Source organism: Streptomyces noursei (genome assembly GCF_016917755.1).
Classification (GTDB): Bacteria; Actinomycetota; Actinomycetes; order Streptomycetales; family Streptomycetaceae; genus Streptomyces; species Streptomyces yunnanensis.
The window spans coordinates 3,194,174-3,217,080 of the sequence record NZ_CP070326.1 but is presented as its reverse complement, the minus strand read 5'-3'; the positions used below and the strand labels follow the sequence as shown (position 1 = coordinate 3,217,080).

Here is a 22,907-nt window from a genome sequence, read left to right as displayed (position 1 = left end):
CTGCGGGCCCCGAGGCGCCGTCGCGCACCACCGTGCGACCGGTGGGCCCGCTTATCATCAGGCGCGCAGTATCGGCGAGTTGACCGCCCAGGCCGGAAGGTTGTCGCATCGTGCTGTTAGAGCCGGAAGGCAAGAGAGTCCCGACGCCCCGTCCCGACGGAGGGCGCGGGCGTCCTCCCTCCGGACCCATCCCGACGCTCGGTGTCGAGGAGGAGTTCTTCCTCGCCGACCGCGCCACGCGCGCCACGGTGGCGCGGGCGCCCGACGTCATCGCGCGCGCCCGCAAGTCCTTCGGCGAGTACATCGGCGCCGAGCTCTTCACCACCACGGTGGAGACCCGCACCCCGCCCGTCAGCACCCTCGACGACCTCCGGCAGCAGCTCCGTGCGCTGCGCGCGGTCCTGGTGGCCGCCGCCGCCGAGGCCGACTGCCTGGTGGTGGCGTCCGGCACGCCGGTGATCCCGTTCCCCGACCCGCCGGAGATCGCCGACAACGCGCGCTACCGGCACATGGCGGACTACTACGCCCCCCTTGTAGTCGGCGACCGGAACACCGGCGTCTGTGCCTGTCATGTCCATGTAGCAGTGGCCGGCCGCGAGGAGGCCGTACAGCTCTGCAACCACTTACGGCCCTGGCTGCCGACACTGCAGGCGCTCGCCGCCAACTCGCCGTTCCAGGACGGCCGGGACAGCGGATTCGCCGGCTGGCGCACGCTCCATTTCGGTCGATGGCCGCACTCCGGCCCGACACCGCCGTTCCAGGACGCCGCGGCGTACGACGCCCTGGTGGACACGCTCGTCGCCTCCGGCATGCTGCTCGACCGGAAACTGGTCTACTGGCACGCCCGCCCCTCCGAACGCTGGCCCACGGTGGAGGTCCGCGTCCCCGACGTCAACGCGGACCTGGACACCGTCGTGTTCCTGGCCAGTCTGACCCGCGCCCTGGCCAGCGTCCTGCTGGTCGACGTCCGCCGGGGCAGACCGGCCCCCGACATCCACGACGCCCTGCTGCGGGCCGCGCACTGGCGCGCCGCCCGCGACGGCGTCTCGGGCTCCGGCCTGGACCTCGCCACCGGCCGCCTGCGGCCCGCCGCGGAACTGGCCGTCGACCTCATCGGCCGGGCCGCGCCGGCCCTGGAGGAGGCCGGCGAGCTGCCCTTCGTCCGGCAGATGTGGCAGCGCCTGCACCGCAGCGGCGGCGGCGCCGAGCGGCAGCGCGCCGCCTACCGCCGGCGCGGCGACCTACGGGACGTCGTCGACCGGCTGAGCCTGGACCTGGCGGCGGGCGCCGCGCCCGACCGCCCCTGAACGGCCCGGTGCCGGTGCGGTGGTGACGGCCCGCCCGCTCACCACCGCAGCGCGGTGAAGTCCACCGGCTGCGGGCGCAGCGACCGGGTGCGGTCGGCCAACTCCCGCATCCGCCGCGCCATCTCCTCCTCCGGCAGCCGCCGACGGTCGCCGTGCCCGGGCAGCAGCCACGCGAAGCGCAGCCCCGCCACCACCCGGTCCAGCGAGGCGGCCAGCTCGGTGATGGAGTACCACGTGACGCTCTCCGCCACCTCGATGTCGCCGGTGGTCCGCGACCAGTAGAAGCTGTCGCCGCTGAAGCAGTACCGCTCGTCCGCGACGTAGAGCACGCTGCCCCGGGTGTGGCCGGGCAGCGGATGGACCACCAGGCCCTCGGCGATCTCCGTGGGGTCGGTGCCCCGCAGCACCTCGTCGGCGTCCGGCGCCGCCTCCAGGTCCCCTTCGTGGATCCACAGCCGGGCCCCGAACCGGTCGGCGTAGCGGCGGCCGTGCGCGGCGTGGTCCCGGTGCGTGAGCAGCACGTCGGTGACCGTCCCGGCGGCCTCGTAACGTGCGGCCAGCCCCTCGCTGAACCGAGGGGTGTCGATCATCATCTGCGTCCCGCCCGGCCGCCGCAGCAGATACGCGTTGGCCCCGGCGGTGTGCGGCGAGTTGTGCCCGCACAGGTCCACCGCGTCGTCGAGCCGCAACGGGAACGGGTCCAGCTCCGCCGCCACCCGGCCCCCGGTCCACCGCACCGAACGCGTCGGACAGGCGAACGCCACCGCGTGCATCCGCCGCTCCTGCGCCGCCCCGCGCGGCTGCCGGACGACCTCGGACCGGCCGCCGACCTCCCCGATCAGCTCCGGTGCGAGCTGCCGTGCCACATCGCAGTTGGTGCAGCGGTCGTCCACGTACCAGTCGCCCGCGCCGCCGTCTCCCGAGAGTGCCGATCGGTCGTCCTCTGTGGTGTGCACGGTCCGTCCGCCTCCTTGACCCCTGTGCCCTGCCGGGCCTGTTGGTTCCCCCGCTCACGAGGTTCCCCCGGGGCGCCCGGAAAGCGGAAGGGGTACGGGGTCTTGTCTCTGCTGGTCACAGCGTCTCTCACGGCGGACCGTTCGAGCGGTATCGGAATGCCATGAGCATGACAAACACGGCCATCCGGCAGGGCCGGCCCCGTGGAGGGGCCCGCCCCGCCCGGACGCGCTACGGCAGCGCCAGCATCCGCTCCAGCGCCAGCTTGGCGAAGTGCTCGGTCTCCTCGTCGACCTGGATGCGGTTGACGACCTTGCCGTCCGCCAGCGACTCCAGTGCCCACACCAGGTGCGGCAGGTCGATGCGGTTCATCGTCGAGCAGAAGCAGACCGTCTTGTCGAGGAAGACGATCTCCTTGTCCTCGGCCGCGAAGCGGTTGGCCAGGCGGCGGACGAGGTTCAGCTCGGTGCCGATGGCCCACTTCGAGCCGGCCGGCGCGGCCTCCAGGGCCTTGATGATGTACTCGGTCGAGCCGACGTAGTCCGCCGCGGCCACGACCTCGTGCTTGCACTCGGGGTGGACCAGGACGTTCACGCCCGGGATGCGCTCGCGCACGTCGTTCACCGAGTCCAGGCTGAAGCGGCCGTGCACCGAGCAGTGGCCGCGCCACAGGATCATCTTCGCCGCCCGCAGCTCCTCGGCGGTCAGTCCGCCGTTCGGCTTGTGCGGGTTGTAGACCACGCAGTCGTCCAGGGACATGCCCATGTCCCGCACGGCGGTGTTCCGGCCCAGGTGCTGGTCGGGGAGGAACAGCACCTTGCCGGTCGCGGGGTCCACCTGCTCGAAGGCCCACTCCAGCGCCCGCTGGGCGTTGGAGGAGGTGCAGATCGTGCCGCCGTGCCGCCCGGTGAACGCCTTGATGTCCGCGGAGGAGTTCATGTACGAGACCGGCACCACCTGATCGGCGACGCCCGCCTCGGTGAGCACGTCCCAGCACTCGGCGACCTGCTCGGCGGTGGCCATGTCGGCCATCGAGCAGCCCGCGGCCAGGTCGGGGAGGATCACCTGCTGGTCGTCGCCGGTGAGGATGTCGGCCGACTCGGCCATGAAGTGCACACCGCAGAAGACGATGTACTCGGCGTCCGGCCGGGCCGCGGCGTCCCGCGCGAGCTTGAAGGAGTCACCGGTGACGTCCGCGAACTCGATGACCTCGTCGCGCTGGTAGTGGTGCCCGAGGACGAAGACCTTCTCGCCCAGCTTGGCCTTGGCGGCACGGGCGCGCTCGACCAGGTCCGGGTCGGAGGGCGCCGGCAGGTCACCGGGGCACTCCACGCCGCGCTCGCTCTTCGGGTCGGCCTCGCGGCCGAGGAGGAGCAGCGCCAGCGGGGTCGGCTGGACGTCCAGGGGCTGGGCGGTGGTCACGACACGCACCCTCTCTTCTCTGCGGAATGTCCTTGCGGACGGTCTCTGCGGGGACGGCGGGGTGCGCTGTGGCACCGCCTTTTCGTCTATTTGACGCTATCTATCATAGCTGGTTCACGTCACTTTGACGATGGCCATAGTGTCGATGTGACGCATCAGCCCCGCGGTCCCGTGGGCGCCCGTGTGCGCCGACAGCCGGCGGCGTTCCGCGGCCGGTGTGCGAGCATGAAGAAAGAGAAGGACAGCTCACGGGCAGCCGGAATTAATCCGGGGCGCCGCCGGTTACAGCTGTTCGCAACCGATGGCAAGCGGTCCGTACAACCCGGGAGAGATGTAGATGAGCGTTCAGGACGAGACCACCGTCAGCGACGGCATCATCCTGTCCGACGCGGCCGCGTCGAAGGTCAAGAGCCTGCTGGAGCAGGAAGGCCGGGAAGACCTCGCGCTGCGGGTGGCGGTCCAGCCCGGCGGCTGCTCCGGTCTGCGTTACCAGCTCTTCTTCGACGAGCGCTCGCTCGACGGCGATGTCGTCAAGGAGTTCGACGGCGTCAAGGTCGTCACCGACCGGATGAGCGCTCCCTACTTGGGTGGCGCCTCGATCGACTTCGTCGACACGATCGAGAAGCAGGGCTTCACGATCGACAACCCGAACGCCACGGGCTCCTGCGCCTGCGGCGACTCCTTCAGCTGACCTGGTCCAGACCCACGGGTCACGACGGGCGAAGGCGGCGCTCCCGGCCGGGGGCGCCGCCTTCGGCGTCTTCGCTGTCCTGGCTTCCCTGCCCTAGCGCGGCGCCACGGTCCTGCCGGACGAGCCGTCCACGACCTTCCGGCCGTCCAGCGGCTTCTCCAGCGTCACCGTCTTGCTGAAGTCCTTGGCGATCTTCACGCAGATCTGTCCGGGGTGCTCGTCCTTGGCGGTGACCGAGACCCGGACCGCGCCGTCCGACTCCTGCGCGCCGACCTCGTAGGTGCTGCACACCCCGCCCCAGAAGTGGACGGTCAGCTTCCGGCCGCCGTCGGCCACCTCGTAGCCGGACAGCGTCATCGCCGTCGTCCCGGGCGTGGACGGCTTCGGCGCGGGCGGCTGGCTGCCGCGCAGGAACTTCGGGTCCACCGCGGTGCCGGCGATCGTCGAGGTGCTGCCCGCCGTGCCCGCGGCGCCCGGTACGCGCACCGTGTAGAGCCAGGACGGCACCAGCACCTGCCCGCCGTGCGAGTACCGCGTGGCGAGCCCGAAGACCGCGCCGGTCACCTCGGACACCGGCCGGCTGCCGGTCGGCGCCGGCTCGCACGGGGCGATCCCGCCGCCCCCGGGCGCCTTGTCGCCCTTGTGCTGGAACGTGGGCGCGGAGGGGCAGTGGGCCAGCGGCTGCATCGTCCGGCCGTCGCCGCCCAGCTCGTTCAGGGTCGTGCGGGCGTCCCGGACGGGGTAGCTCGCGCCCTTGACCGGATTGGCCAACTCGCCGCTGCCGCCTATCAGTTGGCCGTCCGAACCGACCTGGAGCCGGCTCTGCCAGCCGTACGTCGGCAGCCCGCCGATCACCGGGTCTGCGGTCACCACCCGCACCGCGGCGTACGTCTGGTGCGCGTCGAGCCGGGCGTCCGGCTGGCCGAGCGCCGCCAGTACCGGCCGGACCGCCTGCCGGGCCTTCGCCTCGGACGCCGGGCCGCTGCCGGCGTTCCCGCTCCCGCCGTCCCCGCCGGCCCCGCCGTCCGCGCCGCCGCGGTAGGAGGGGCAGCCGGGCCGGTCATCCACCAGCGGGCACTTGGTGCCGTCCCCGCCGCCGTACCGGTTGAAGACCCAGTTCCCCGCGCCGGTCCTGGCGACCCGCAGCGTGGTGCCCCGGCCGTCCGGCCCCGGCGTGCCCACCGTCCACCAGGCGCCGTCCGACCGCACGGTTCCGGACACGTCCAGTGCCTTCGCCAGCCGTTCCACGGCGGACCGGTCGACTTCGCCCGCGGGTCGGTACACGGGCGCCGACCGTGGGCCCTCGGGCAGCGTTCCCGCCACGCGGTACCGGTCCCGGTGCGGACTCGGCTCGCCGACCGCGATCGACGCGGAGTCCAGTGCCAACGGCGGGGGGTCGCCCTTGGCGGGGCCCGCCTGTCCGGTGCCGCCGGACGCGGACGAGGCCCAGTACGCCGCCCCGCCTCCGGCCACCAGTACCGCGCCGGCCACCGACGCGATCACCAGGGGGGTGCGCCGCCCGCGCCGGGTGGGGCGGGGGGACTGGGGGGTGTCCTGGCTCTGAGGGGTGTCCTCGGTGCTCACCGCTTCGCTCCTTCAGCTCCGCCGGTCGTCTGACGTGCCACCCGGCAGGGTGGACGTCGATGGGACGGGGCGGGGGCGCGGGCGGTTCCCCGCAGGCCGGCCCCCTCGCCCACCGCCCCGCACCGGCTGTGATCGCCCTCACAGCCCGAGGTGCCCGGCGGGAGATCGACACCCGCCCGGCAAGCGAAACGCCCTATTATGAGGTGTTTTAGCACTGTGTCGAGTGTCCAGGAATGAGCAGATGCCGGGACCCCCGCCCGGTAGCGTTGCCCTCCGTCCGCCTACCCCACGCCCTCCGCAGGAGCAGACCCGCCGTGCGTATTGCAGTCTCCGGCTCCATCGCCACCGATCACCTGATGACCTTCCCCGGCCGCTTCGCCGACCAGTTGGTCGCCGATCAGCTGCATACCGTCTCCCTCTCCTTCCTGGTCGACCAGCTCGACGTCCGCCGCGGCGGGGTCGCCCCCAACATCTGCTTCGGCATGGGCCAGCTCGGCATCCGGCCGATCCTGGTCGGCGCCGCCGGCAACGACTTCGAGGAGTACCGCGCCTGGCTCGACCGGCACGGCGTGGACACCCGCTCGGTGCGCATCTCCGAGGTCCTGCACACCGCCCGCTTCGTCTGCACCACCGACGCCGACCACAACCAGATCGGCTCCTTCTACACCGGCGCCATGAGCGAGGCCCGGCTGATCGAGCTCCAGGCCGTGGCCGACCGGGTCGGCGGCCTGGACCTCGTGCTGATCGGCGCGGACGACCCGGAGGCGATGATCCGGCACACCGAGGAGTGCCGCACCCGCGGGATCCCGTTCGCCGCCGACTTCTCGCAGCAGATCGCCCGGATGGACGGCGAGAACATCCGCACCCTCATGGAGGGCGCCACCTACCTCTTCAACAACGAGTACGAGGCGGGGCTGATCGAGACCAAGACCGGCTGGACCGCCGAGGAGATCCTCGCCAAGGTCGGCACCCGCGTCACCACCCTCGGCTCCAACGGCGTCCGCATCGAGCGGGTGGGCCAGCCGGACATCGAGGTCGGCGTCCCCGAGGAGAAGGTCAAGGCCGACCCGACCGGCGTCGGCGACGCCTTCCGGGCCGGCTTCCTGTCCGGCCTGGCCTGGGGCGTCGGCCTGGAGCGCGCCGCCCAGGTCGGCTGCATGCTGGCCACCCTGGTCATCGAGACCGTCGGCACCCAGGAGTACGAGCTGCACCGCAGCCACTTCATGGACCGCTTCACCAAGGCGTACGGCCACGAGGCCGCCGCCGAGGTCCAGCAGCACCTGCTCTGAACCCCGCCGAGCCCCTGCCTCAGACGCGGCGCCGCACCACGTACGCGGCGCCGCGCTCCGCGGGCTCCTCGCCCACGTACTCCTGCTCCCGCATCGCGCACCAGGCGGGGATGTCCTGCCGTGCCGCCGCGTCGTCGGAGAGCACCGTCACCGTGGCGCCGAGGGGCACCTCGCCGATCACCTTCGCCAACTCGATGACCGGAACGGGGCAGCGCCGACCGAGCGTGTCCACCACCAGCCCGGACGCGGCCGGCTCGGCGGCCGGCTCCCCGGCGCCGGCCGCCCCGCGCGCCGGCTCCTGTGCCGGCACCCCGAACCGCTCCCGCACCGACCGCACCGCCTCCGGCAGCACCGTCAGGAACCGCTCCACGTCCGCCGCCTCCGTGCCGTACGGCAGCGAGACCCGGACGTTCCCCTCCGACAGCACGCCCATCGCGCGCAGCACATGGCTCGGCGTCAGCGTGCTGGACGTACACGACGAACCGGAGGAAACGGAGAAGCCGGCCCGATCCAGCTCGTGCAGCAGCGCCTCCCCGTCGACATAGAGACAGGAGAAGGTGACGAGGTGCGGCAGCCGCCGCACCGGATCACCGACCACCTCCACGTCCGGCACCAGCTCCGGCACTCCGGCACGGATCCGCTCCACCAACCCCCGCAGCCGCGTCGCCTCGTCAGGCCCGCTCTCCGCGGCGGCCCGCAGGGCGCGCAGCGCCGCCGCCGCGGCCACCACCGCCGGGAGGTTGCCGAACCCCGGGCTGCGGCCCGACTCCCGCTCGTCCAGCGGCCCCTGGGGCGCGAACCGGGTCCCCTTGCGGACCACCAGCAGCCCCACCCCGGGCGGCCCACCCCACTTGTGCGCGCTCGCCGTCAGCACGGACCAGGCACCGGGTACCGGCCCCCACGGCACCGACTGCGCCGCGTCCACCAACAGCGGCACCCCGGCCTCCCGACAGCGGGCGGCCACCTCCTGCACCGGCTGCTCGGTGCCCACCTCGTGGTTGGCGGACTGCAGGCAGACCAGTGCGGTGTCGCCGCCGAGCGCGTCGGCCACCGCGGCCTGTGCCACCCGGCCCGTCCGGTCCACCGGAACCTCCGTCACCGTGCCGCCGGCCGCGGCGTGCACCTCGGCGACGTGCAGTACGGAGGAGTGCTCGACGGCGGAGTGCACCAGCCGCCGACCGACACGCCGGCGGGCGGCCAGGACGCCGAACATGCCCGAATGCACCGCATGCGTCCCCGAAGGGGTGAACGTCAGCTCGTCCGGACGGCACCCCACCGCATCGGCGGCGGCCTCCCGCGCCGCGTCCAGCAGCAACCGGGCCCGCCGCCCCTCGCGGTACAGACGCGCCGGGTCGGCCCACCCCTCGTCCAACGCGGCGAGCAGGGCCTCCCGGGCGACGGGATGCAGCGGAGCGGCGGAGGCGGCGTCGAAGTAGGGCACGTACGAGACGGTAGAGCACCGGCCGTCCGGCCGCCGGACGGGTCGCCGGGCGGGCCGTCAGATACCCGGCGGCGACGGGCGATCGGGGCCCGTCAGGCCCGTCCCGGAAGGGCTCGGCCACCCCTTAGGGGTGCGACGCGGCGCGTTGGGCACCCTCCCCGCGCGACCCCAAATAGCGTCCAGTAGGGTTTGGTCCGCATAAACATCCAAACCCCTGCCCGAAGCAGGGCGGCGACCGACCAGCGAGTAAGGCCGCAGCCGACCGCTCGGGCGAGACTCTCGGGAAGGCGCTACGTGAGTCCCAACGGCTCCGACCGCTCGTCGCGGCGCCCGATGCGGCGGAAGCTGCCGCAGGTGCTTGCTGCGGGCCTGGTCCTGGCGACCGCGACTGGTTGCACATCAAAGGACTTCCCCCGCCTCGGCATGCCAACGCCCGTCACCGACGAGGCGCCGCGGATCCTCTCTCTTTGGCAGGGCTCCTGGGCCGCCGCCCTCGCAACGGGCGTGCTGGTCTGGGGCCTGATCATCTGGAGCGTGATCTTCCACCGTCGTAGCAGGACCAAGGTGGAGGTCCCCGCTCAGACGCGGTACAACATGCCGATCGAGGCGTTGTACACCATTGTCCCGTTCATCATCATCGCGGTGCTCTTCTACTTCACCGCACGAGATGAGAGCGCGCTCCTCAAGACGTCCAAGAAGCCGGACCACGTCATCAACGTCGTGGGCTTCCAGTGGAGCTGGGCGTTCAACTACCTGGAGAACGTGGACGGCAACCCCGCGACCACGAACATCAATTCTCCGGAGCTCGCCGCGATCCCGGACAAGTGGAAGAAGTCCGCGCCCCAGGGTGCGGACGGCGTCTACGACTACGGCACGCCGGCCACGCGCAACCCGCAGACCGGCAACCCGGGCCCGACACTCTGGCTGCCGAAGGGCGAGACGGTCCAGTTCGTGCTGACCTCGCGGGATGTCATCCACTCCTTCTGGGTGGTGCCGTTCCTGATGAAGCAGGACGTCATCCCGGGCCACACCAACGTCTTCGAGGTGACCCCCAACAAGGAGGGCACCTTCATGGGCAAGTGCGCCGAGCTCTGCGGCGTCGACCACTCCCGGATGCTCTTCAACGTCAAGGTCGTCTCGCCTGCCAAGTACCGGCAGCACCTGAAGGACCTGGCGGCGAAGGGTCAGACCGGATACCTGCCGGCGGGTATCAAGCAGACTGACCACGCCAGGAATGCGGAGACCAAGAACCAGTGAGCATCCTCAACGAACCTCAGGGTGCCGCCGCCGAATCGGCTCCGGCAGCACCACCCGTACGCAAGAAGCAACCCGGTATCGCTGCCGTCAAGTGGCTCACGACCACCGACCACAAGACCATCGGCACGATGTACCTGGTCACGTCGTTCGCGTTCTTCTGCATCGGCGGCCTCATGGCGCTCCTCATGCGCGCCGAGCTGGCCCGTCCGGGTACGCAGATCATGTCGAACGAGCAGTTCAACCAGGCGTTCACGATGCACGGCACGATCATGCTGCTGATGTTCGCGACGCCGTTGTTCGCCGGTTTCGCGAACTGGATCATGCCGCTGCAGATCGGCGCGCCCGACGTGGCGTTCCCGCGGCTGAACATGTTCGCCTACTGGCTCTACCTCTTCGGCTCGCTGATCGCGGTCGCCGGCTTCCTCACCCCGCAGGGTGCGGCGGACTTCGGTTGGTTCGCCTACTCGCCGCTCTCGGACGCGGTGCGTTCGCCGGGCGTCGGCGCCGACATGTGGATCATGGGTCTGGCCTTCTCCGGCTTCGGCACGATCCTCGGTTCGGTCAACTTCATCACCACCATCATCTGCATGCGCGCCCCGGGCATGACGATGTTCCGGATGCCGATCTTCACCTGGAACGTGCTGCTGACCGGTGTGCTGGTCCTGCTCGCCTTCCCGGTGCTGGCCGCCGCGCTGTTCGCCCTGGAGGCGGACCGTAAATTCGGTGCCCATGTCTTCGACGCCGCCAATGGTGGCGCATTGCTCTGGCAACACCTCTTCTGGTTCTTCGGCCATCCAGAGGTGTACATCATCGCCCTGCCGTTCTTCGGCATCATTTCCGAGGTCATTCCGGTCTTCTCCCGGAAGCCGATGTTCGGTTACATCGGTCTGATCGCCGCGACGGTTTCCATTGCCGGTCTTTCGGTGACGGTGTGGGCGCACCACATGTATGTGACGGGCGGCGTGCTGTTGCCGTTCTTCTCCTTCATGACGTTCCTGATCGCCGTTCCGACCGGTGTGAAGTTCTTCAACTGGATCGGCACGATGTGGAAGGGCTCGCTGTCCTTCGAGACGCCGATGCTCTGGGCGATCGGCTTCCTGATCACCTTCACCTTCGGTGGTCTGACCGGCGTCATCCTGGCGTCGCCGCCGATGGACTTCCACATCTCCGACTCGTACTTCGTGGTGGCCCACTTCCACTACGTGGTCTTCGGCACGGTCGTCTTCGCGATGTTCGCCGGATTCCACTTCTGGTGGCCGAAGTTCACCGGCAAGATGCTCGACGAGCGGCTCGGCAAAATCACCTTCTGGACGCTGTTCGTGGGCTTCCACGGCACGTTCCTGGTCCAGCACTGGCTGGGCGCCGAGGGCATGCCCCGCCGCTACGCGGACTACCTCGCCGCCGACGGCTTCACCACGCTGAACACCATCTCCACGATCAGCTCGTTCCTGCTGGGCATGTCGATCCTGCCGTTCCTCTACAACGTCTGGAAGACCGCCAAGTACGGCCAGAAGGTCGGCGTGGACGACCCGTGGGGCTACGGCCGCTCGCTGGAGTGGGCGACCTCCTGCCCGCCGCCGCGGCACAACTTCCTCACCCTGCCGCGCATTCGCTCCGAATCCCCGGCGTTCGATCTGCACCACCCCGAGATCGCGGCGCTGGACGCGCTGCACAACGGTCACGAGGGTGACAAGGCGCTGGCCGGCGGCAAGGAGGCGGGCAAGTGAAGATCCAGGGCAAGATGTTCATCTGGCTGAGCGTCTTCATCCTCGCCATGGCGGTCGTCTACGGCGTGTGGTCGAAGGAGCCGGCCGGTACCACGGCGCTCTTCCTGGCCTTCGGCCTGTGCATCATGGTCGGCTACTACCTGGCCTTCACGGCCCGGCGGGTCGACGCGGGCGCGCAGGACAACGAGGACGCCGAGGTCGCGGACGACGCCGGTGAGCTGGGCTTCTTCAGCCCGCACAGCTGGCAGCCGCTCTCCCTGGCGATCGGCGGCGCACTCGCCTTCCTGGGTGTCGTCTTCGGTTTCTGGCTGCTGTACTTCTCCCTGCCGGTGATCCTCGTGGGTCTCTTCGGCTGGGTCTTCGAGTACTACCACGGCGAGAACCGCACCCAGTAGCACGCTTTACGCGAGCAGCGCGGCGGACACGCCGTACGGACGGGCCCGGACACCCCAACAGGTGTCCGGGCCTGACCCGTTTGCAGTCATCCAACGCGCCGCCGAACGGGATACTTCGTACGTTTGGGGCATGAGTCACAGACCTCGAACCCGGACGGTGCTGAGCTGCGGCCTCCTGCTCGTGCCCCTCGCGGTGAGCGCCACCGCGTGCGGTGGCTCGTCGTCGGAACCGCTCTCGGCCAATCCCTACGACGCGTCCGACCAGATATCGACGAACATCCCGGCGGACGGCCGACACAAGGCGGACCCCGACAAGCCGCTTGAGGTCTCCCTCAAGGGCGACGATTCCCGGATCACGGATGTGACCACCACCGACGCGACCGGCCGCTACGTCCACGGCGAACTCAGCGCCGACGGCCGGCGCTGGCGCACCACCGCGCCGCTGGCCGCCGGCACGCGCTACACGGTGCAGGTCAGCACCGAGGAGGAGGACGGCACCCCGGGCCGCAAGACCCTGGTGGTCAACACCAAGGACGCGGACGACCGGCTGACCGTCAAGTTCGGCCCGGAGAGCGGCCGGTACGGCGTCGGCCAGCCGATCACCGCCGAACTCAGCAAGCCCGTCACCGACCCCAAGGCCCGGGCCATCGTCGAGAGCGCCCTGAAGGTCGACTCCTCGCCCCGCGTGGAGGGTTCCTGGCACTGGGTGGACGGCAAGAAACTGCACTTCCGCCCCAAGGAGTACTGGCCCGCCCACGCCACCGTCGCCGTCCACAGCAACCTCGACGGCCTGAAGATCGCCGGCGGGCTCTACGGCGGCCCGGCCAAGCCGATCCGGCTCACCACCGGCGACCGGCTGGAGGCCGTCACCGACGCCGCCGCGCACCAGATGACCGTGCTCCGCAACGGCAAGGCCATCAACACCATCCCGGTCACCACCGGAAAGCCCGGCTTCTCCACCCGCAACGGCGTCAAGGTCGTGCTCGGCAAGGAGAGCTTCGTCCGGATGCGCAGCTCCACCGTGGGCATCGCCGCCGGCAGTTCCGACGCCTACGACCTGCCGGTCCACTGGGCCACCCGGGTCACCTGGAGCGGCGAATACGTGCACGCCGCGCCCTGGTCGGTCGGCTCCCAGGGGGCCGCCAACGTCAGCCACGGCTGCACCGGCATGTCCACCGGCAACGCCCAGTGGTTCTTCAACACCGTGCGGGTCGGCGACATCGTCAAGGTCGTCAACAGCGGCGGCGCCACCATGACGCCGTTCGACAACGGCTTCGGCGACTGGAACATGCCCTGGCAGGAATGGCGCGCCGGCAGCGCGCTCAAGAACACGGCCCCCACGACCACAGGCGCGGCCGAGCGGGGGCAGAATCCCGCCGCCGACGCCCGGCTGCGCCCGCAGGTCTGAGGGGCGCTCAGCGCCCCCTTGAGGGCCTCACTCAGGCCGGCACGGTGTCCTGGGTGACCTGGGCGAGCCGCCGTCGACGCAGCAGCCCGGCCAGTGCGTCGGCGAACGCCACCGGGTCGAGGGGATGGGTCACCGCGGCGTCCGCGCGGCTCCAGGTGGCCAGCCAGGCGTCCTGCGGACGCCCGATCAGCAGCAGCACCGGCGGGCACTGGAAGACCTCGTCCTTGATCTGTCGGCAGACACCCATGCCGCCCGCCGGCGCGGTCTCGCCGTCCAGCACACAGACGTCGATACCGCCCTGGCCCAGGGCCTCCAGGACGGCCGGGGCGGTGGCGCACTCCAGGATCTCGATCCGCGGGGCGTCGGGGGCCGGACGCCGCCCCGCCGCCAGCCGGACCTGCTCGCGGGTGTTGGCGTTGTCGCTGTAGACCAGCACCGTGGCAGTCGCCTGCATCGTTCCTCCACCTATGTCGCGGCACCTTCATAGCGGCACGGTTCCCGATCAAACCGTTGCGCGATGCTACTCCCGGACGGGCCCTCGGCAGGAGAGGCCGTACGGCCCCCGGATGCGGTCGACGGCCCGTCAGGACCGGCTTCCCCAGGGGCCGTGGGGCGTTCCCCGGCGCGCGCTTCCCCCCTTCGGGCGACCGCCGCGACCGCTCGAACGAGCAGGCCATATGCCCTTGACACACCGAACGGCACCCCCCGGAGTGAGGGCGGGATAAGCGACCGACATAATGTCGGTCGTGGCGACAGCAACGACAGTAGAAACCGGGCACGCGCACCCGTCGGTCAATCGACCGAACCTCACCAGCGTCGGAACCATCATCTGGCTGAGTTCCGAGCTGATGTTCTTCGCGGCCCTCTTCGCGATGTACTTCACCCTCCGGTCGGTGACGGGCGAGGCGTATTGGAAGGAATCCGCCGATGCGCTGAATCTTCCGTTCTCCGCGACCAACACCACGATCCTGGTGCTCAGCTCCCTGACGTGTCAGCTCGGCGTTTTCGCGGCCGAGCGCGGCGACGTCAAGAAGCTGCGCGCGTGGTTCGTGGTCACCTTCATCATGGGTGCCATCTTCATCGGCGGTCAGGTCTTCGAGTACACGGAGCTGGTCAAGCACGAGGGCCTCTCGCTCTCGTCCGGCCCCTACGGCTCGGTGTTCTACCTGACCACCGGTTTCCACGGACTGCACGTGACGGGCGGTCTGATCGCCTTCCTGCTGGTCCTGGGCAGGACGTACGCGGCCAAGAGGTTCACCCACACGCAGGCCACCGCGGCCATCGTCGTGTCCTACTACTGGCACTTCGTCGATGTCGTCTGGATCGGCCTCTTCGCCACGATCTACCTGATCCGGTAAGAGGTCCGACCGGACTCGCATATCGGACAGACACATCCAAAGCATCGACGCAGAAGATCCTGACACCGGGGTAATCCGTGAAAAAGCTCTCCGCACGACGGCGCCATCCGCTGGCGGCGCTCGTCGTCCTACTCTTCGCGCTGGCGGTCACTGGGGGGCTGTACGCCGCGTTCGCGCCGGCGGACAAGGCTCAAGCCGATGACACCGCCCAGTCTCTTGCCATCAAGGAGGGCAAGAAGCTCTTCGCCGTAGGCTGCGCAAGCTGCCACGGCACCGGCGGTCAGGGCACCTCCGACGGCCCGAGCCTGGTCGGCGTGGGCGCCGCCGCCGTCGACTTCCAGGTGGGCACCGGCCGTATGCCGGCCCAGCAGCCCGGCGCCCAGGTGCCGCGGAAGCGGAACATCTACAGCAACGCCCAGATCGACCAGCTCGCGGCCTACGTCGCGTCGCTGGGCCCGGGCCCGTCCGTGCCCGACAAGTCGCAGTACAGCGCGGCGGGTGCCGACGTCGCCAAGGGTGGCGAGCTGTTCCGCACCAACTGCGCCCAGTGCCACAACTTCACCGGTAAGGGCGGCGCCCTCACCAACGGCAAGTACGCACCGACGCTCGAGGGCGTGGACCCCAAGCACATCTACGAGGCCATGCAGACCGGCCCGCAGAACATGCCCTCCTTCGGTGACGGCACGCTGAGCCCGCAGAACAAGAAGGACATCGTCGCGTACCTCGGCGCCGTCAACGGCGACAAGACCGCGAGCCCCGGCGGTATGGAACTCGGTGGTCTGGGCCCGGTGACCGAAGGTCTCTTCGGCTACATCTTCGGCCTGGGTGCGTGTGTCGCGGTCGCCATCTGGGTCGCAGCCCGGACTACGAAGGCCAAGAAGTCATGAGTGAGACAGAAGAAAACCTTCCCAGTGAGCGGGACGTGGCTCACGAGGGCGCGGTGGGGAAGGCGGACAACCCCTTCGCCGACCCCGGGCTGCCGGCCCACGAGCACCGTATCCAGGACATTGATGAGCGGGCCGCCAAGCGCTCCGAGCGCACCGTCGCCATGCTCTTCCTGGTGTCCATGCTCGCCACCGTCGCGTTCATCGCGTCGTACGTGGCCATTCCGATCGACAAGATCGTCTACATCTTCCCGATCGGTCACGTCAGCGGGCTGAACTTCGCGCTCGGTCTGACGCTGGGCGTGGCGCTGTTCTGCATCGGCGCGGGCGCGGTCCACTGGGCCCGCACGCTGATGTCGGACGAGGAGGTCGCCGACGAGCGGCACCCGATCGAGGCCACGCCTGACGTCAAGGCCAAGGTCCTGGCGGACTTCGCCCAGGGCGCCAAGGAGTCGCAGTTCGGCCGGCGGAAGCTGATCCGCAACACGATGTTCGGTGCGCTGGCCCTGGTGCCGCTCTCCGGCGTCGTGCTGCTGCGCGACCTCGGCCCGCTGCCCGAGAAGAAGCTGCGGACCACCGGCTGGAAGAAGGGCATCCGCCTGGTCAACCAGTCGACGAACCTCCCGCTGCGTCCCGAGGACATCGCGGTCGGCTCCCTCACCTTCGCCAAGCCCGAGGGCCTGGAGGAGAGCGACGAGGACTTCGCCAACAAGATCGCGAAGGACGCCCTGATGCTCGTGCGGATCCAGCCGCAGAACATCAAGGACAAGCAGGAACTCGCCTGGTCGCACGAGGGCATCGTGGCGTACTCGAAGATCTGCACCCACGTGGGTTGCCCGATCAGCCTGTACGAGCAGCAGACGCACCACGTGCTCTGCCCGTGCCACCAGTCGACCTTCGACCTTTCCGACGGCGGTCGGGTCATCTTCGGTCCGGCCGGTCACGCCCTGCCGCAGCTGCACATCACGGTGAAGGACGGCTTCCTCGAAGCCGTAAGCGACTTCGCGGAGCCCGTCGGCCCGAGCTTCTGGGAGCGCGGATGAGTAACGAGACAACCGCGACCACTGAGCGCCGTGGCCAGGCGCCACGGGGTGAGCGGATCGCCGACTGGGCCGACGGCCGGCTGGGCATCTACAGCCTGGCCAAGGCCAACATGCGCAAGATCTTCCCGGACCACTGGTCCTTCATGCTGGGCGAGGTCGCGCTCTACAGCTTCATCATCATCATCCTGACCGGTGTCTACCTGACGCTGTTCTTCCACCCGAGCATGGCCGAGGTCACCTACCACGGGTCCTACGTGCCGATGCACGGGATCAAGATGACCCAGGCGTTCGAGTCGACGCTGAACATCAGCTTCGACGTGCGCGGTGGTCTGCTGATCCGGCAGATCCACCACTGGGCGGCGCTGGTCTTCCTGGCCGCGATGATGGTCCACATGATGCGGGTGTTCTTCACCGGTGCGTTCCGCAAGCCGCGTGAGGTCAACTGGCTGTTCGGATTCCTGCTGTTCGTCCTGGGCATGTTCACCGGCTTCACCGGTTACTCGCTCCCCGACGACCTGCTGTCCGGCACCGGTGTCCGCTTCATCGAGGGCGTCATCCTGGCGATGCCGCTGGTCGGCTCGTACCTGCAGATGTTCATCTTCGGCGGCGAGTTCCCCGGGCACGACATCATCCCGCGGTTCTTCACGGTCCACGTGCTGCTGCTGCCGGGCATCATGCTCGGCCTGCTGGTGGCGCACCTGATCCTGGTCTTCTACCACAAGCACACGCAGTTCCCGGGTGCCGGCAAGACCAACAACAACGTGGTCGGCATGCCGCTGCTGCCGGTCTACATGGCCAAGGCCGGAGGCTTCTTCTTCCTGGTCTTCGGTGTGATCTCGGTGATCGCCGCGGTCGCCAGCATCAACCCCGTGTGGGCCATCGGCCCGTACCGGCCGGACCAGGTGTCCACCGGTGCGCAGCCGGACTGGTACATGGGCTTCGCCGAGGGCCTGGTGCGCGTCATGCCGGGCTGGGAGTGGAACTTCTGGGGCCACACCATCAACTTCGGTGTGCTGATCCCGATCCTGGTCTTCCCGCTGGTCCTGGTCGCCATCGCGGTCTACCCGTTCATCGAGTCCTGGGTCCGCGGCGACAAGCGCGAGCACCACATCCTGGACCGCCCGCGCAACGTGCCCACCCGCACCGGCTTCGGTGTGGCCTGGCTCGTCGCGTACTTCGTGATGCTGATCGGTGGCGGCAACGACCTGTGGGCCACCCACTTCCACCTGTCGATCAACTCGATCACCTGGTTCGTCCGGATCGCGTTCTTCGTCGGGCCGGTGCTGGCCTTCATCGCCACCAAGCGGATCTGCCTGGGTCTCCAGCGTCGCGACAAGGACAAGGTGCTGCACGGGCGCGAGTCCGGCATCATCAAGCGCCTGCCGCACGGTGAGTTCATCGAGGTCCACGAGCCGCTCAACCAGGAGCAGCTGCACGTCCTCACCCAGCACGAGCAGCCCGAGCCGCTCGAGCTCGGTCCCGAGGTCGACGAGAACGGTGTCCGGCGCAAGTTCAAGCGCTCGCAGAAGCTGCGCGCCAAGCTCTCCAAGGGCTACTACGGCGAGGACAACGTCATTCCCAAGCCGACCGTCGAGGAGTACAAGGAGATCACCAGCGGCCACGGCCACCACTGATCCCCGCGGGCGCGGTCACGCGCTCCGCTCGTAGTACGCCACCCAGAGGGCCCCGTCCACGAAGAGGACGGGGCCCTCCGGCGTGCCCGGGGGTCGATAGGGTGAATGGCACAAGCAGGAGACGATCCAGGAGCGTGGACCATGAACGTTGTGACCCCGGCAGGCGGCGGCAGCGTGGCGGACCGCTCCTGGCCGGCCGTACTGAACGCCCTCCTCGACGCCCGTGACCTCACCGCCGACGACACCGCCTGGGTCATGGACCGGATCATGCGCGGCGAGGCCACCGACGCGCAGATCGCCGGCTTCGCGGTGGCGCTGCGCGCCAAGGGCGAGACGGTCGCCGAGATCTCCGGCCTGGTCCGGGCGATGTACGCACACGCCAGCCTGATCGAGGTGCCCGGCCCCAGCGTCGACATCGTCGGCACCGGCGGGGACGGCGCGAACACGGTCAACATCTCCACCATGTCGGCCATCGTGGTCGCCGGCACCGGCGCCAAGGTCGTCAAGCACGGCAGCCGCGCCGCGTCCTCGGCCAGCGGGGCCACGGACGTCCTGGAGAAGCTGGGCGTCAATCTGGACCTGTCGCCGCGGCGGGTGGTGGAGGTCGCGGAGGAGGCCGGGATCACCTTCTGCTTCGCGGCCAAGTTCCACCCCGCGCTGCGGCACGTGGCGGCGGCCCGCGGCCAGCTGGGCATCCGGACGACCTTCAACGTGCTGGGGCCGCTGACCAACCCGGCCCGGGTCAGGGCCCAGGCGACCGGCGTCGCGGACGCCCGGATCGCGCCCATCCTCGCCGGGGTGCTGGCCGAGCGCGGCTCCTCGGCGCTGGTCTTCCGCGGCGACGACGGACTGGACGAGCTGACCACCACCGCCACCTCCCGGGTCTGGGTCGTACGGGACGGCGTGGTCCACGAGGAGTCCTTCGACCCGCGGGACGTCGGCATCGACCTGGTGCCGGTGGAGGCGCTGCGCGGCGGGGACGCGTCGTACAACGCGGAGGTGGCCCGGCGGCTGCTGGACGGCGAGACCGGGCCGGTGCGGGAGGCGGTGCTGCTGAACGCGGCAGCCGCGCTGGCCGCGCTGGAGCCGTCCGACGCCCCGCTCACCGAGCGGATCCGGGACGGCCTGCGCAAGGCCGCCGAGTCGATCGACTCCGGCGCGGCCCGGCGGACGCTGGACCGCTGGGTGGCGGCCAGCAACGCCTGACGCCCCTCGGATGTGACGCAGGCCCCGGTCCGCAATACGGACCGGGGCTTGCGCCCCGATGATCGTGTGGCATGATTCAGCCCAGGTCACGAGTGACAGCGATGTAGGCCCCGGCCCGCTGTCCGGCAACCCTCCTTCCGTGGCGGGGTGCCCCGGGTGATGACCAGGTCGCAGGCAACGAGGTCTGCGGCAAGCGCGGATCCCTCGCCAGGGATCCTGGTCCTCGAGGGAGTCCTTCCGTGATGAAGCGAATGCGTTAGGGCCGCCGGCCCCGTTACCGCGCCCTTCTCCTTTTCCTTTCACGCTGCGACGCCGTGCCGGGCGGATCCTCCGCACCCTCCGCGTGCCGTACGACGCCCCCGCGCCGCAGCGAACTCGCTTATCTCTCACGGGAGTTCGCCATGTCTGTCGTCACCGCTGCCGCCGACCGCTCCGTTTGTGACCCGCTGCCGGTTCTGGGCCGGGATGTCCTCGTCCCGCTGGTGACCGGCGGCGAAGCCGTCTACGCCGCACTGGACTACGCCGCCAGCGCGCCGGCGCTCCAGCGGGTCTGGGACGACGTCGCCGGCTACGCCCCGTACTACGGCAGCGTCCACCGCGGCGCCGGCTACCTCTCGCAGCTCTCCACCGACCTCTTCGAGAACGCCCGCAGGACTGTCGCCGACTTCCTGGGCTGCCGCATCGAAGGGGGCCCGGGCGAAGCCCGGTCCGGCAAGGGCGGCGATGGGCGACGGGAGGGCGATCAGGTCGTTTTCACCCGGTCCACCACCGACTCGCTGAACCTGCTGGCCGCCGTCCTGCCGCAGGGCACCCGGGTGTTCGTCTTCGAGACCGAGCACCACGCCTCGCTGCTGCCCTGGGAACGCCGCGCCGACCTTGTGGTGACCTACCTCAACGCCCCGCGCACCCCGCGGCAGGCGGTGGACACCCTGGAGAAGGCGCTGGCCGCCCGCGAGCCCTACGGCCCGGCGCTGGTCTGCGTCACCGGCGCCTCGAACGTCACCGGCGAACTGTGGCCGGTGCGGGAACTGGCCGCCGCCGCGCACGCCCACGGCGCCCGGATCGTGCTGGACGCGGCCCAACTCGCCCCGCACCACCCCGTGGACATCGCGGAACTGGACGTCGACTGGGTCGCGTTCTCCGGCCACAAGCTCTACGCGCCGTTCGGCTCCGGGGTGTTGGCCGGCCGCGCCGACTGGCTCCAGGAGGCCGGGCCGTACCTGGCCGGCGGCGGCGCCAGCCGGAAGGTCGCCCGGCGGGCCGACGGCGGCGTGGACGTCGAGTGGCACACCACCGCCGCCCGGCACGAGGCCGGTTCGCCCAACGTGATCGGCGCCTACGCCATCGCCTCCGCCTGCCGGGCGCTCACCGAGGCCGGCTTCGACGGCCTGGTCGCCCGCGAACAGGAGCTGATCGCCCGGGTCCAGGCGGGCCTGGCCGACGTCCCGGAGGTCCGGATCCTCTCCCTCTTCGGCGACGACGCCCCGCGCGTCGGCGTCATCTCCTTCGTCGTCGAGGGCTGGAACAGCTCGCACTTCGCCGCCGCCCTCTCCGCGGAGTACGGCATCGGCGTCCGCGACGGCCTCTTCTGCGCCCACCCGCTGGTACGGACCCTGCTGGGCAGCGAGCCCCAGGAACCGGGGGAGTGCGGCGCCCCCGAGGCCGCCGAGGCCGCGCCCGGCGAACGGTCCCTGAACGCGATCCGCGTCTCCTTCGGCGCCGGTACCCCCGACGAGCACATCGACCGCTTCCTCCGCGCGGTCAGGGAACTCGTCACGGACGGCGCCCGCTGGAACTACCGCGTCGAGGAAGGCCGTTGCGTGCCGGCCGTTGGCTGACCGGGCCGCCTGACGGCGGGTTGTGCCGGTTCCGCTGCGTGTCCGCCTGACGGCGGGGGGGGGCGGTTCCGCTGCGCGGGGCTTTTCGGCACCTCCCGTGGGTGGTCATGGAAACGGTGGGTGGGGGCGTATGCCGGTGGCCCCCTGCAGGTTCGTTGTTGAGTGGTGACCGTCACCGGATCACCGGCATCAGCACCCGCGTGCCTGTCTTTCCCACCCCTCAACGGGAGGGGACGGGCCGGAGGGGGTGGTGTGCAGGACGTAAAGCGCAGCAGTCCTGCACACCACCCCCGCAGGCCCGTCACCGCACCCAACAGCCCCGCGCAGCGGACAACAACTCCGCCGTCAGGCGGCCCCGCGCCGCAGGCGCAAAAACGGCGGCGAACCCCTACGGCGGGCACGCCGACAACGTGGGAAGCCAGCCAAGCGCAGCGCTACGCGTCGAGGCCGATGGAGAACGCCGCCTCCAGGTCATGCTGCGAATACGTGCGGAACGCAATATGCGTCTCCGTCGACGCGACGCCCGGCACCTTGCTGATGCGGCCGGGGATGACGTCGGCCAGATCGTCGTGGTTGGCGACCCGCACCATCGCGATGAGGTCATACGCGCCGGTGACGGAGTAGACCTCGCTGACGCCGCTCAGCGCGGCGATCCGCTCGGCGATCTCGGGGATCTGATCCACGCTGGTCTTGATGAGCACGATCGACGTGATCACGGCTGGCTCTCTCCCTCGGCCGACGGTCCGTTGTCCCTGGTGGCCCCCACAGTATCCCGCCCGTAGCGGACCCAGGCGTAGAGGAAGCCGAGGGCGAAGCCGACGACGTGGGCGAGGTAGGCGACGCCGGGGCCGGCCGGGTCGTGGCGGGCGGCCTGCCACTGGAGGCAGAACCAGAACAGCAGCACCAGCCAGGCCGGGAACCGCAGCGGCAGGAAGAACAGGAACGGGAACAGGCTGGTGACCCGGGCCCGGGGGAAGAGGAAGAGGAAGGCGCCCAGGACGCCGGAGATGGAGCCGGAGGCGCCGACCAGCGTCTGGTCGGAGGAGGCGTGTGCGGCGGCGTAGCCCAGCAGCGCCAGGTAGCCGACGGTCAGGTAGAAGGCGGTGAACGGGAGCCGGCCCATCCGGGCCTCGGTCATCCCGCCGAAAACGTACAGAAACAGCATGTTGCTGAGCAGGTGCAGCCAGCTCGCGTGGACGAAGAGTGCGGTGAGCGGGGTGAGCAGGGCCCGCGGTGCGCCGCTCCACAGATCGAGCGGAATCACGCCCCAGTGCTCGTAGTACCTGCTCTGGGCGTGGAACAGCGCGTCACCGGTGCCGTATGTCCGGTTCAGGCCGGAGTCCGGGCCGAGCACGAAGAGTGCGCAGCACAGTCCGATCAGCACGTTCGTCATCCGTGAGAACACCGCGCGCAGAGAGCGGGCGGGGTGGACCGGCGCCGTCATGAAGTGATCATGGCGCAATGCGGGC

20 protein-coding genes and 1 riboswitch are annotated in these 22,907 nt (G+C 70.2%); of the genes, 13 read left to right on the top strand and 7 right to left on the bottom strand.

Going from position 1 to position 22,907, the window contains the following annotated elements; all coding sequences use genetic code 11:
- Nucleotides 1-110 precede the first annotated feature (110 nt).
- On the top strand, nucleotides 111-1,307 hold the full coding sequence (locus tag JNO44_RS14230) for a carboxylate-amine ligase (RefSeq protein ID WP_240167535.1): 1,197 nt from the start codon (nucleotides 111-113) through the stop codon (nucleotides 1,305-1,307).
- Nucleotides 1,308-1,345: 38 nt separating this feature from the next.
- Here JNO44_RS14230 and JNO44_RS14225 read toward each other — a convergent pair whose 3' ends face one another.
- Both JNO44_RS14225 and nadA read right to left on the bottom strand, forming a co-directional pair.
- The gene (locus JNO44_RS14225) at nucleotides 1,346-2,263 is read right to left on the bottom strand and encodes a 4Fe-4S domain-containing protein (RefSeq protein WP_205364420.1); all 918 of its coding nucleotides are present in this window, start codon (nucleotides 2,261-2,263) and stop codon (nucleotides 1,346-1,348) included.
- Nucleotides 2,264-2,492: 229 nt separating this feature from the next.
- Nucleotides 2,493-3,683 carry a quinolinate synthase NadA gene (gene nadA, locus JNO44_RS14220; RefSeq protein ID WP_205364419.1) on the bottom strand — a complete coding sequence of 397 codons (1,191 nt, stop codon included), beginning with the start codon at nucleotides 3,681-3,683 and terminating at the stop codon, nucleotides 2,493-2,495.
- A 337-nt stretch (nucleotides 3,684-4,020) separates the two neighbouring features.
- Here nadA and erpA point away from each other — a divergent pair, with 337 nt between their 5' ends.
- Nucleotides 4,021-4,374, top strand: coding sequence for an iron-sulfur cluster insertion protein ErpA (gene erpA / locus JNO44_RS14215; protein WP_067352465.1), 354 nt, complete (start codon nucleotides 4,021-4,023; stop codon nucleotides 4,372-4,374).
- Between the two features lie 93 nt (nucleotides 4,375-4,467).
- Here the strand turns inward: erpA and JNO44_RS14210 are convergent, their stop codons facing one another.
- Nucleotides 4,468-5,958 carry a hypothetical protein gene (locus JNO44_RS14210; protein ID WP_205364417.1) on the bottom strand — a complete coding sequence of 497 codons (1,491 nt, stop codon included), beginning with the start codon at nucleotides 5,956-5,958 and terminating at the stop codon, nucleotides 4,468-4,470.
- A gap of 314 nt (nucleotides 5,959-6,272) precedes the next feature.
- Between JNO44_RS14210 and JNO44_RS14205 the strand changes: the two genes are divergently transcribed.
- Nucleotides 6,273-7,247: a carbohydrate kinase family protein gene (locus JNO44_RS14205; protein ID WP_067352470.1), complete on the top strand. Its 975-nt coding sequence runs from the start codon at nucleotides 6,273-6,275 to the stop codon at nucleotides 7,245-7,247.
- Nucleotides 7,248-7,266: 19 nt separating this feature from the next.
- Here the strand turns inward: JNO44_RS14205 and JNO44_RS14200 are convergent, their stop codons facing one another.
- Nucleotides 7,267-8,688, bottom strand: coding sequence for a cysteine desulfurase/sulfurtransferase TusA family protein (locus JNO44_RS14200; RefSeq protein WP_205364415.1), 1,422 nt, complete (start codon nucleotides 8,686-8,688; stop codon nucleotides 7,267-7,269).
- A 294-nt stretch (nucleotides 8,689-8,982) separates the two neighbouring features.
- Between JNO44_RS14200 and ctaC the strand changes: the two genes are divergently transcribed.
- The 4 genes from ctaC (at nucleotide 8,983) to JNO44_RS14180 (ending at nucleotide 13,475) form a co-directional block, all read left to right on the top strand.
- A complete protein-coding gene (gene ctaC / locus JNO44_RS14195) occupies nucleotides 8,983-9,945 on the top strand; it encodes an aa3-type cytochrome oxidase subunit II (RefSeq protein ID WP_073447803.1) in 963 nt (320 codons plus the stop codon).
- Nucleotides 9,942-11,672: an aa3-type cytochrome oxidase subunit I gene (ctaD, locus tag JNO44_RS14190; protein WP_067352476.1), complete on the top strand. Its 1,731-nt coding sequence runs from the start codon at nucleotides 9,942-9,944 to the stop codon at nucleotides 11,670-11,672. The genes ctaC and ctaD overlap by 4 nt, the downstream gene beginning before the upstream one ends.
- Nucleotides 11,669-12,067: a cytochrome c oxidase subunit 4 gene (locus tag JNO44_RS14185; RefSeq protein ID WP_018536636.1), complete on the top strand. Its 399-nt coding sequence runs from the start codon at nucleotides 11,669-11,671 to the stop codon at nucleotides 12,065-12,067. Before ctaD ends, JNO44_RS14185 begins: the two co-directional genes overlap by 4 nt.
- A gap of 130 nt (nucleotides 12,068-12,197) precedes the next feature.
- On the top strand, nucleotides 12,198-13,475 hold the full coding sequence (locus JNO44_RS14180; RefSeq protein WP_235093113.1) for a L,D-transpeptidase: 1,278 nt from the start codon (nucleotides 12,198-12,200) through the stop codon (nucleotides 13,473-13,475).
- A 31-nt stretch (nucleotides 13,476-13,506) separates the two neighbouring features.
- Here JNO44_RS14180 and JNO44_RS14175 read toward each other — a convergent pair whose 3' ends face one another.
- Complete coding sequence (locus JNO44_RS14175; RefSeq protein WP_039637264.1) at nucleotides 13,507-13,929, bottom strand: hypothetical protein; 423 nt, start codon at nucleotides 13,927-13,929, stop codon at nucleotides 13,507-13,509.
- A gap of 283 nt (nucleotides 13,930-14,212) precedes the next feature.
- Between JNO44_RS14175 and ctaE the strand changes: the two genes are divergently transcribed.
- The 6 genes from ctaE (at nucleotide 14,213) to JNO44_RS14145 (ending at nucleotide 21,438) form a co-directional block, all read left to right on the top strand.
- Nucleotides 14,213-14,833, top strand: a complete 621-nt coding sequence (ctaE, locus tag JNO44_RS14170; RefSeq protein WP_067352482.1) for an aa3-type cytochrome oxidase subunit III — start codon at nucleotides 14,213-14,215, stop codon at nucleotides 14,831-14,833.
- 77 nt (nucleotides 14,834-14,910) lie between these two features.
- On the top strand, nucleotides 14,911-15,720 hold the full coding sequence (qcrC, locus tag JNO44_RS14165) for a cytochrome bc1 complex diheme cytochrome c subunit (RefSeq protein ID WP_205364413.1): 810 nt from the start codon (nucleotides 14,911-14,913) through the stop codon (nucleotides 15,718-15,720).
- A complete protein-coding gene (gene qcrA, locus JNO44_RS14160) occupies nucleotides 15,717-16,760 on the top strand; it encodes a cytochrome bc1 complex Rieske iron-sulfur subunit (protein WP_205364411.1) in 1,044 nt (347 codons plus the stop codon). Before qcrC ends, qcrA begins: the two co-directional genes overlap by 4 nt.
- Nucleotides 16,757-18,394, top strand: a complete 1,638-nt coding sequence (gene qcrB, locus JNO44_RS14155; RefSeq protein ID WP_067352489.1) for a cytochrome bc1 complex cytochrome b subunit — start codon at nucleotides 16,757-16,759, stop codon at nucleotides 18,392-18,394. Before qcrA ends, qcrB begins: the two co-directional genes overlap by 4 nt.
- Nucleotides 18,395-18,535: 141 nt before the next feature.
- Nucleotides 18,536-19,600 (top strand): anthranilate phosphoribosyltransferase, encoded by a 1,065-nt coding sequence (gene trpD / locus JNO44_RS14150; RefSeq protein WP_205364407.1) that lies wholly within the window; start codon nucleotides 18,536-18,538, stop codon nucleotides 19,598-19,600.
- Nucleotides 19,601-19,684: 84 nt separating this feature from the next.
- Nucleotides 19,685-19,802: riboswitch (SAM riboswitch) on the top strand.
- A gap of 199 nt (nucleotides 19,803-20,001) precedes the next feature.
- Nucleotides 20,002-21,438, top strand: coding sequence for an aminotransferase class V-fold PLP-dependent enzyme (locus tag JNO44_RS14145; RefSeq protein ID WP_205364406.1), 1,437 nt, complete (start codon nucleotides 20,002-20,004; stop codon nucleotides 21,436-21,438).
- A 434-nt stretch (nucleotides 21,439-21,872) separates the two neighbouring features.
- Here JNO44_RS14145 and JNO44_RS14140 read toward each other — a convergent pair whose 3' ends face one another.
- Both JNO44_RS14140 and JNO44_RS14135 read right to left on the bottom strand, forming a co-directional pair.
- On the bottom strand, nucleotides 21,873-22,154 hold the full coding sequence (locus tag JNO44_RS14140; protein ID WP_039637278.1) for an Lrp/AsnC family transcriptional regulator: 282 nt from the start codon (nucleotides 22,152-22,154) through the stop codon (nucleotides 21,873-21,875).
- Nucleotides 22,151-22,882, bottom strand: coding sequence for a rhomboid family intramembrane serine protease (locus JNO44_RS14135; RefSeq protein ID WP_235093112.1), 732 nt, complete (start codon nucleotides 22,880-22,882; stop codon nucleotides 22,151-22,153). The genes JNO44_RS14140 and JNO44_RS14135 overlap by 4 nt, the downstream gene beginning before the upstream one ends.
- Nucleotides 22,883-22,907 lie beyond the last annotated feature (25 nt).

What these genes read in the sequence shown, in the direction of transcription:
- erpA (WP_067352465.1), top strand. Translation starts at nt 4,021, where the DNA reads ATGAGCGTTCAGGACGAGACCACCGTCAGCGACGGCATCATCCTGTCC.
- JNO44_RS14180 (WP_235093113.1), top strand. Translation starts at nt 12,198, where the DNA reads ATGAGTCACAGACCTCGAACCCGGACGGTGCTGAGCTGCGGCCTCCTG.
- JNO44_RS14175 (WP_039637264.1), bottom strand. Translation starts at nt 13,929, where the DNA reads ATGCAGGCGACTGCCACGGTGCTGGTCTACAGCGACAACGCCAACACC.
- ctaE (WP_067352482.1), top strand. Translation starts at nt 14,213, where the DNA reads ATGTCGGTCGTGGCGACAGCAACGACAGTAGAAACCGGGCACGCGCAC.
- qcrA (WP_205364411.1), top strand. Translation starts at nt 15,717, where the DNA reads ATGAGTGAGACAGAAGAAAACCTTCCCAGTGAGCGGGACGTGGCTCAC.
- qcrB (WP_067352489.1), top strand. Translation starts at nt 16,757, where the DNA reads ATGAGTAACGAGACAACCGCGACCACTGAGCGCCGTGGCCAGGCGCCA.
- trpD (WP_205364407.1), top strand. Translation starts at nt 18,536, where the DNA reads ATGAACGTTGTGACCCCGGCAGGCGGCGGCAGCGTGGCGGACCGCTCC.
- JNO44_RS14145 (WP_205364406.1), top strand. Translation starts at nt 20,002, where the DNA reads ATGTCTGTCGTCACCGCTGCCGCCGACCGCTCCGTTTGTGACCCGCTG.
- JNO44_RS14135 (WP_235093112.1), bottom strand. Translation starts at nt 22,882, where the DNA reads ATGACGGCGCCGGTCCACCCCGCCCGCTCTCTGCGCGCGGTGTTCTCA.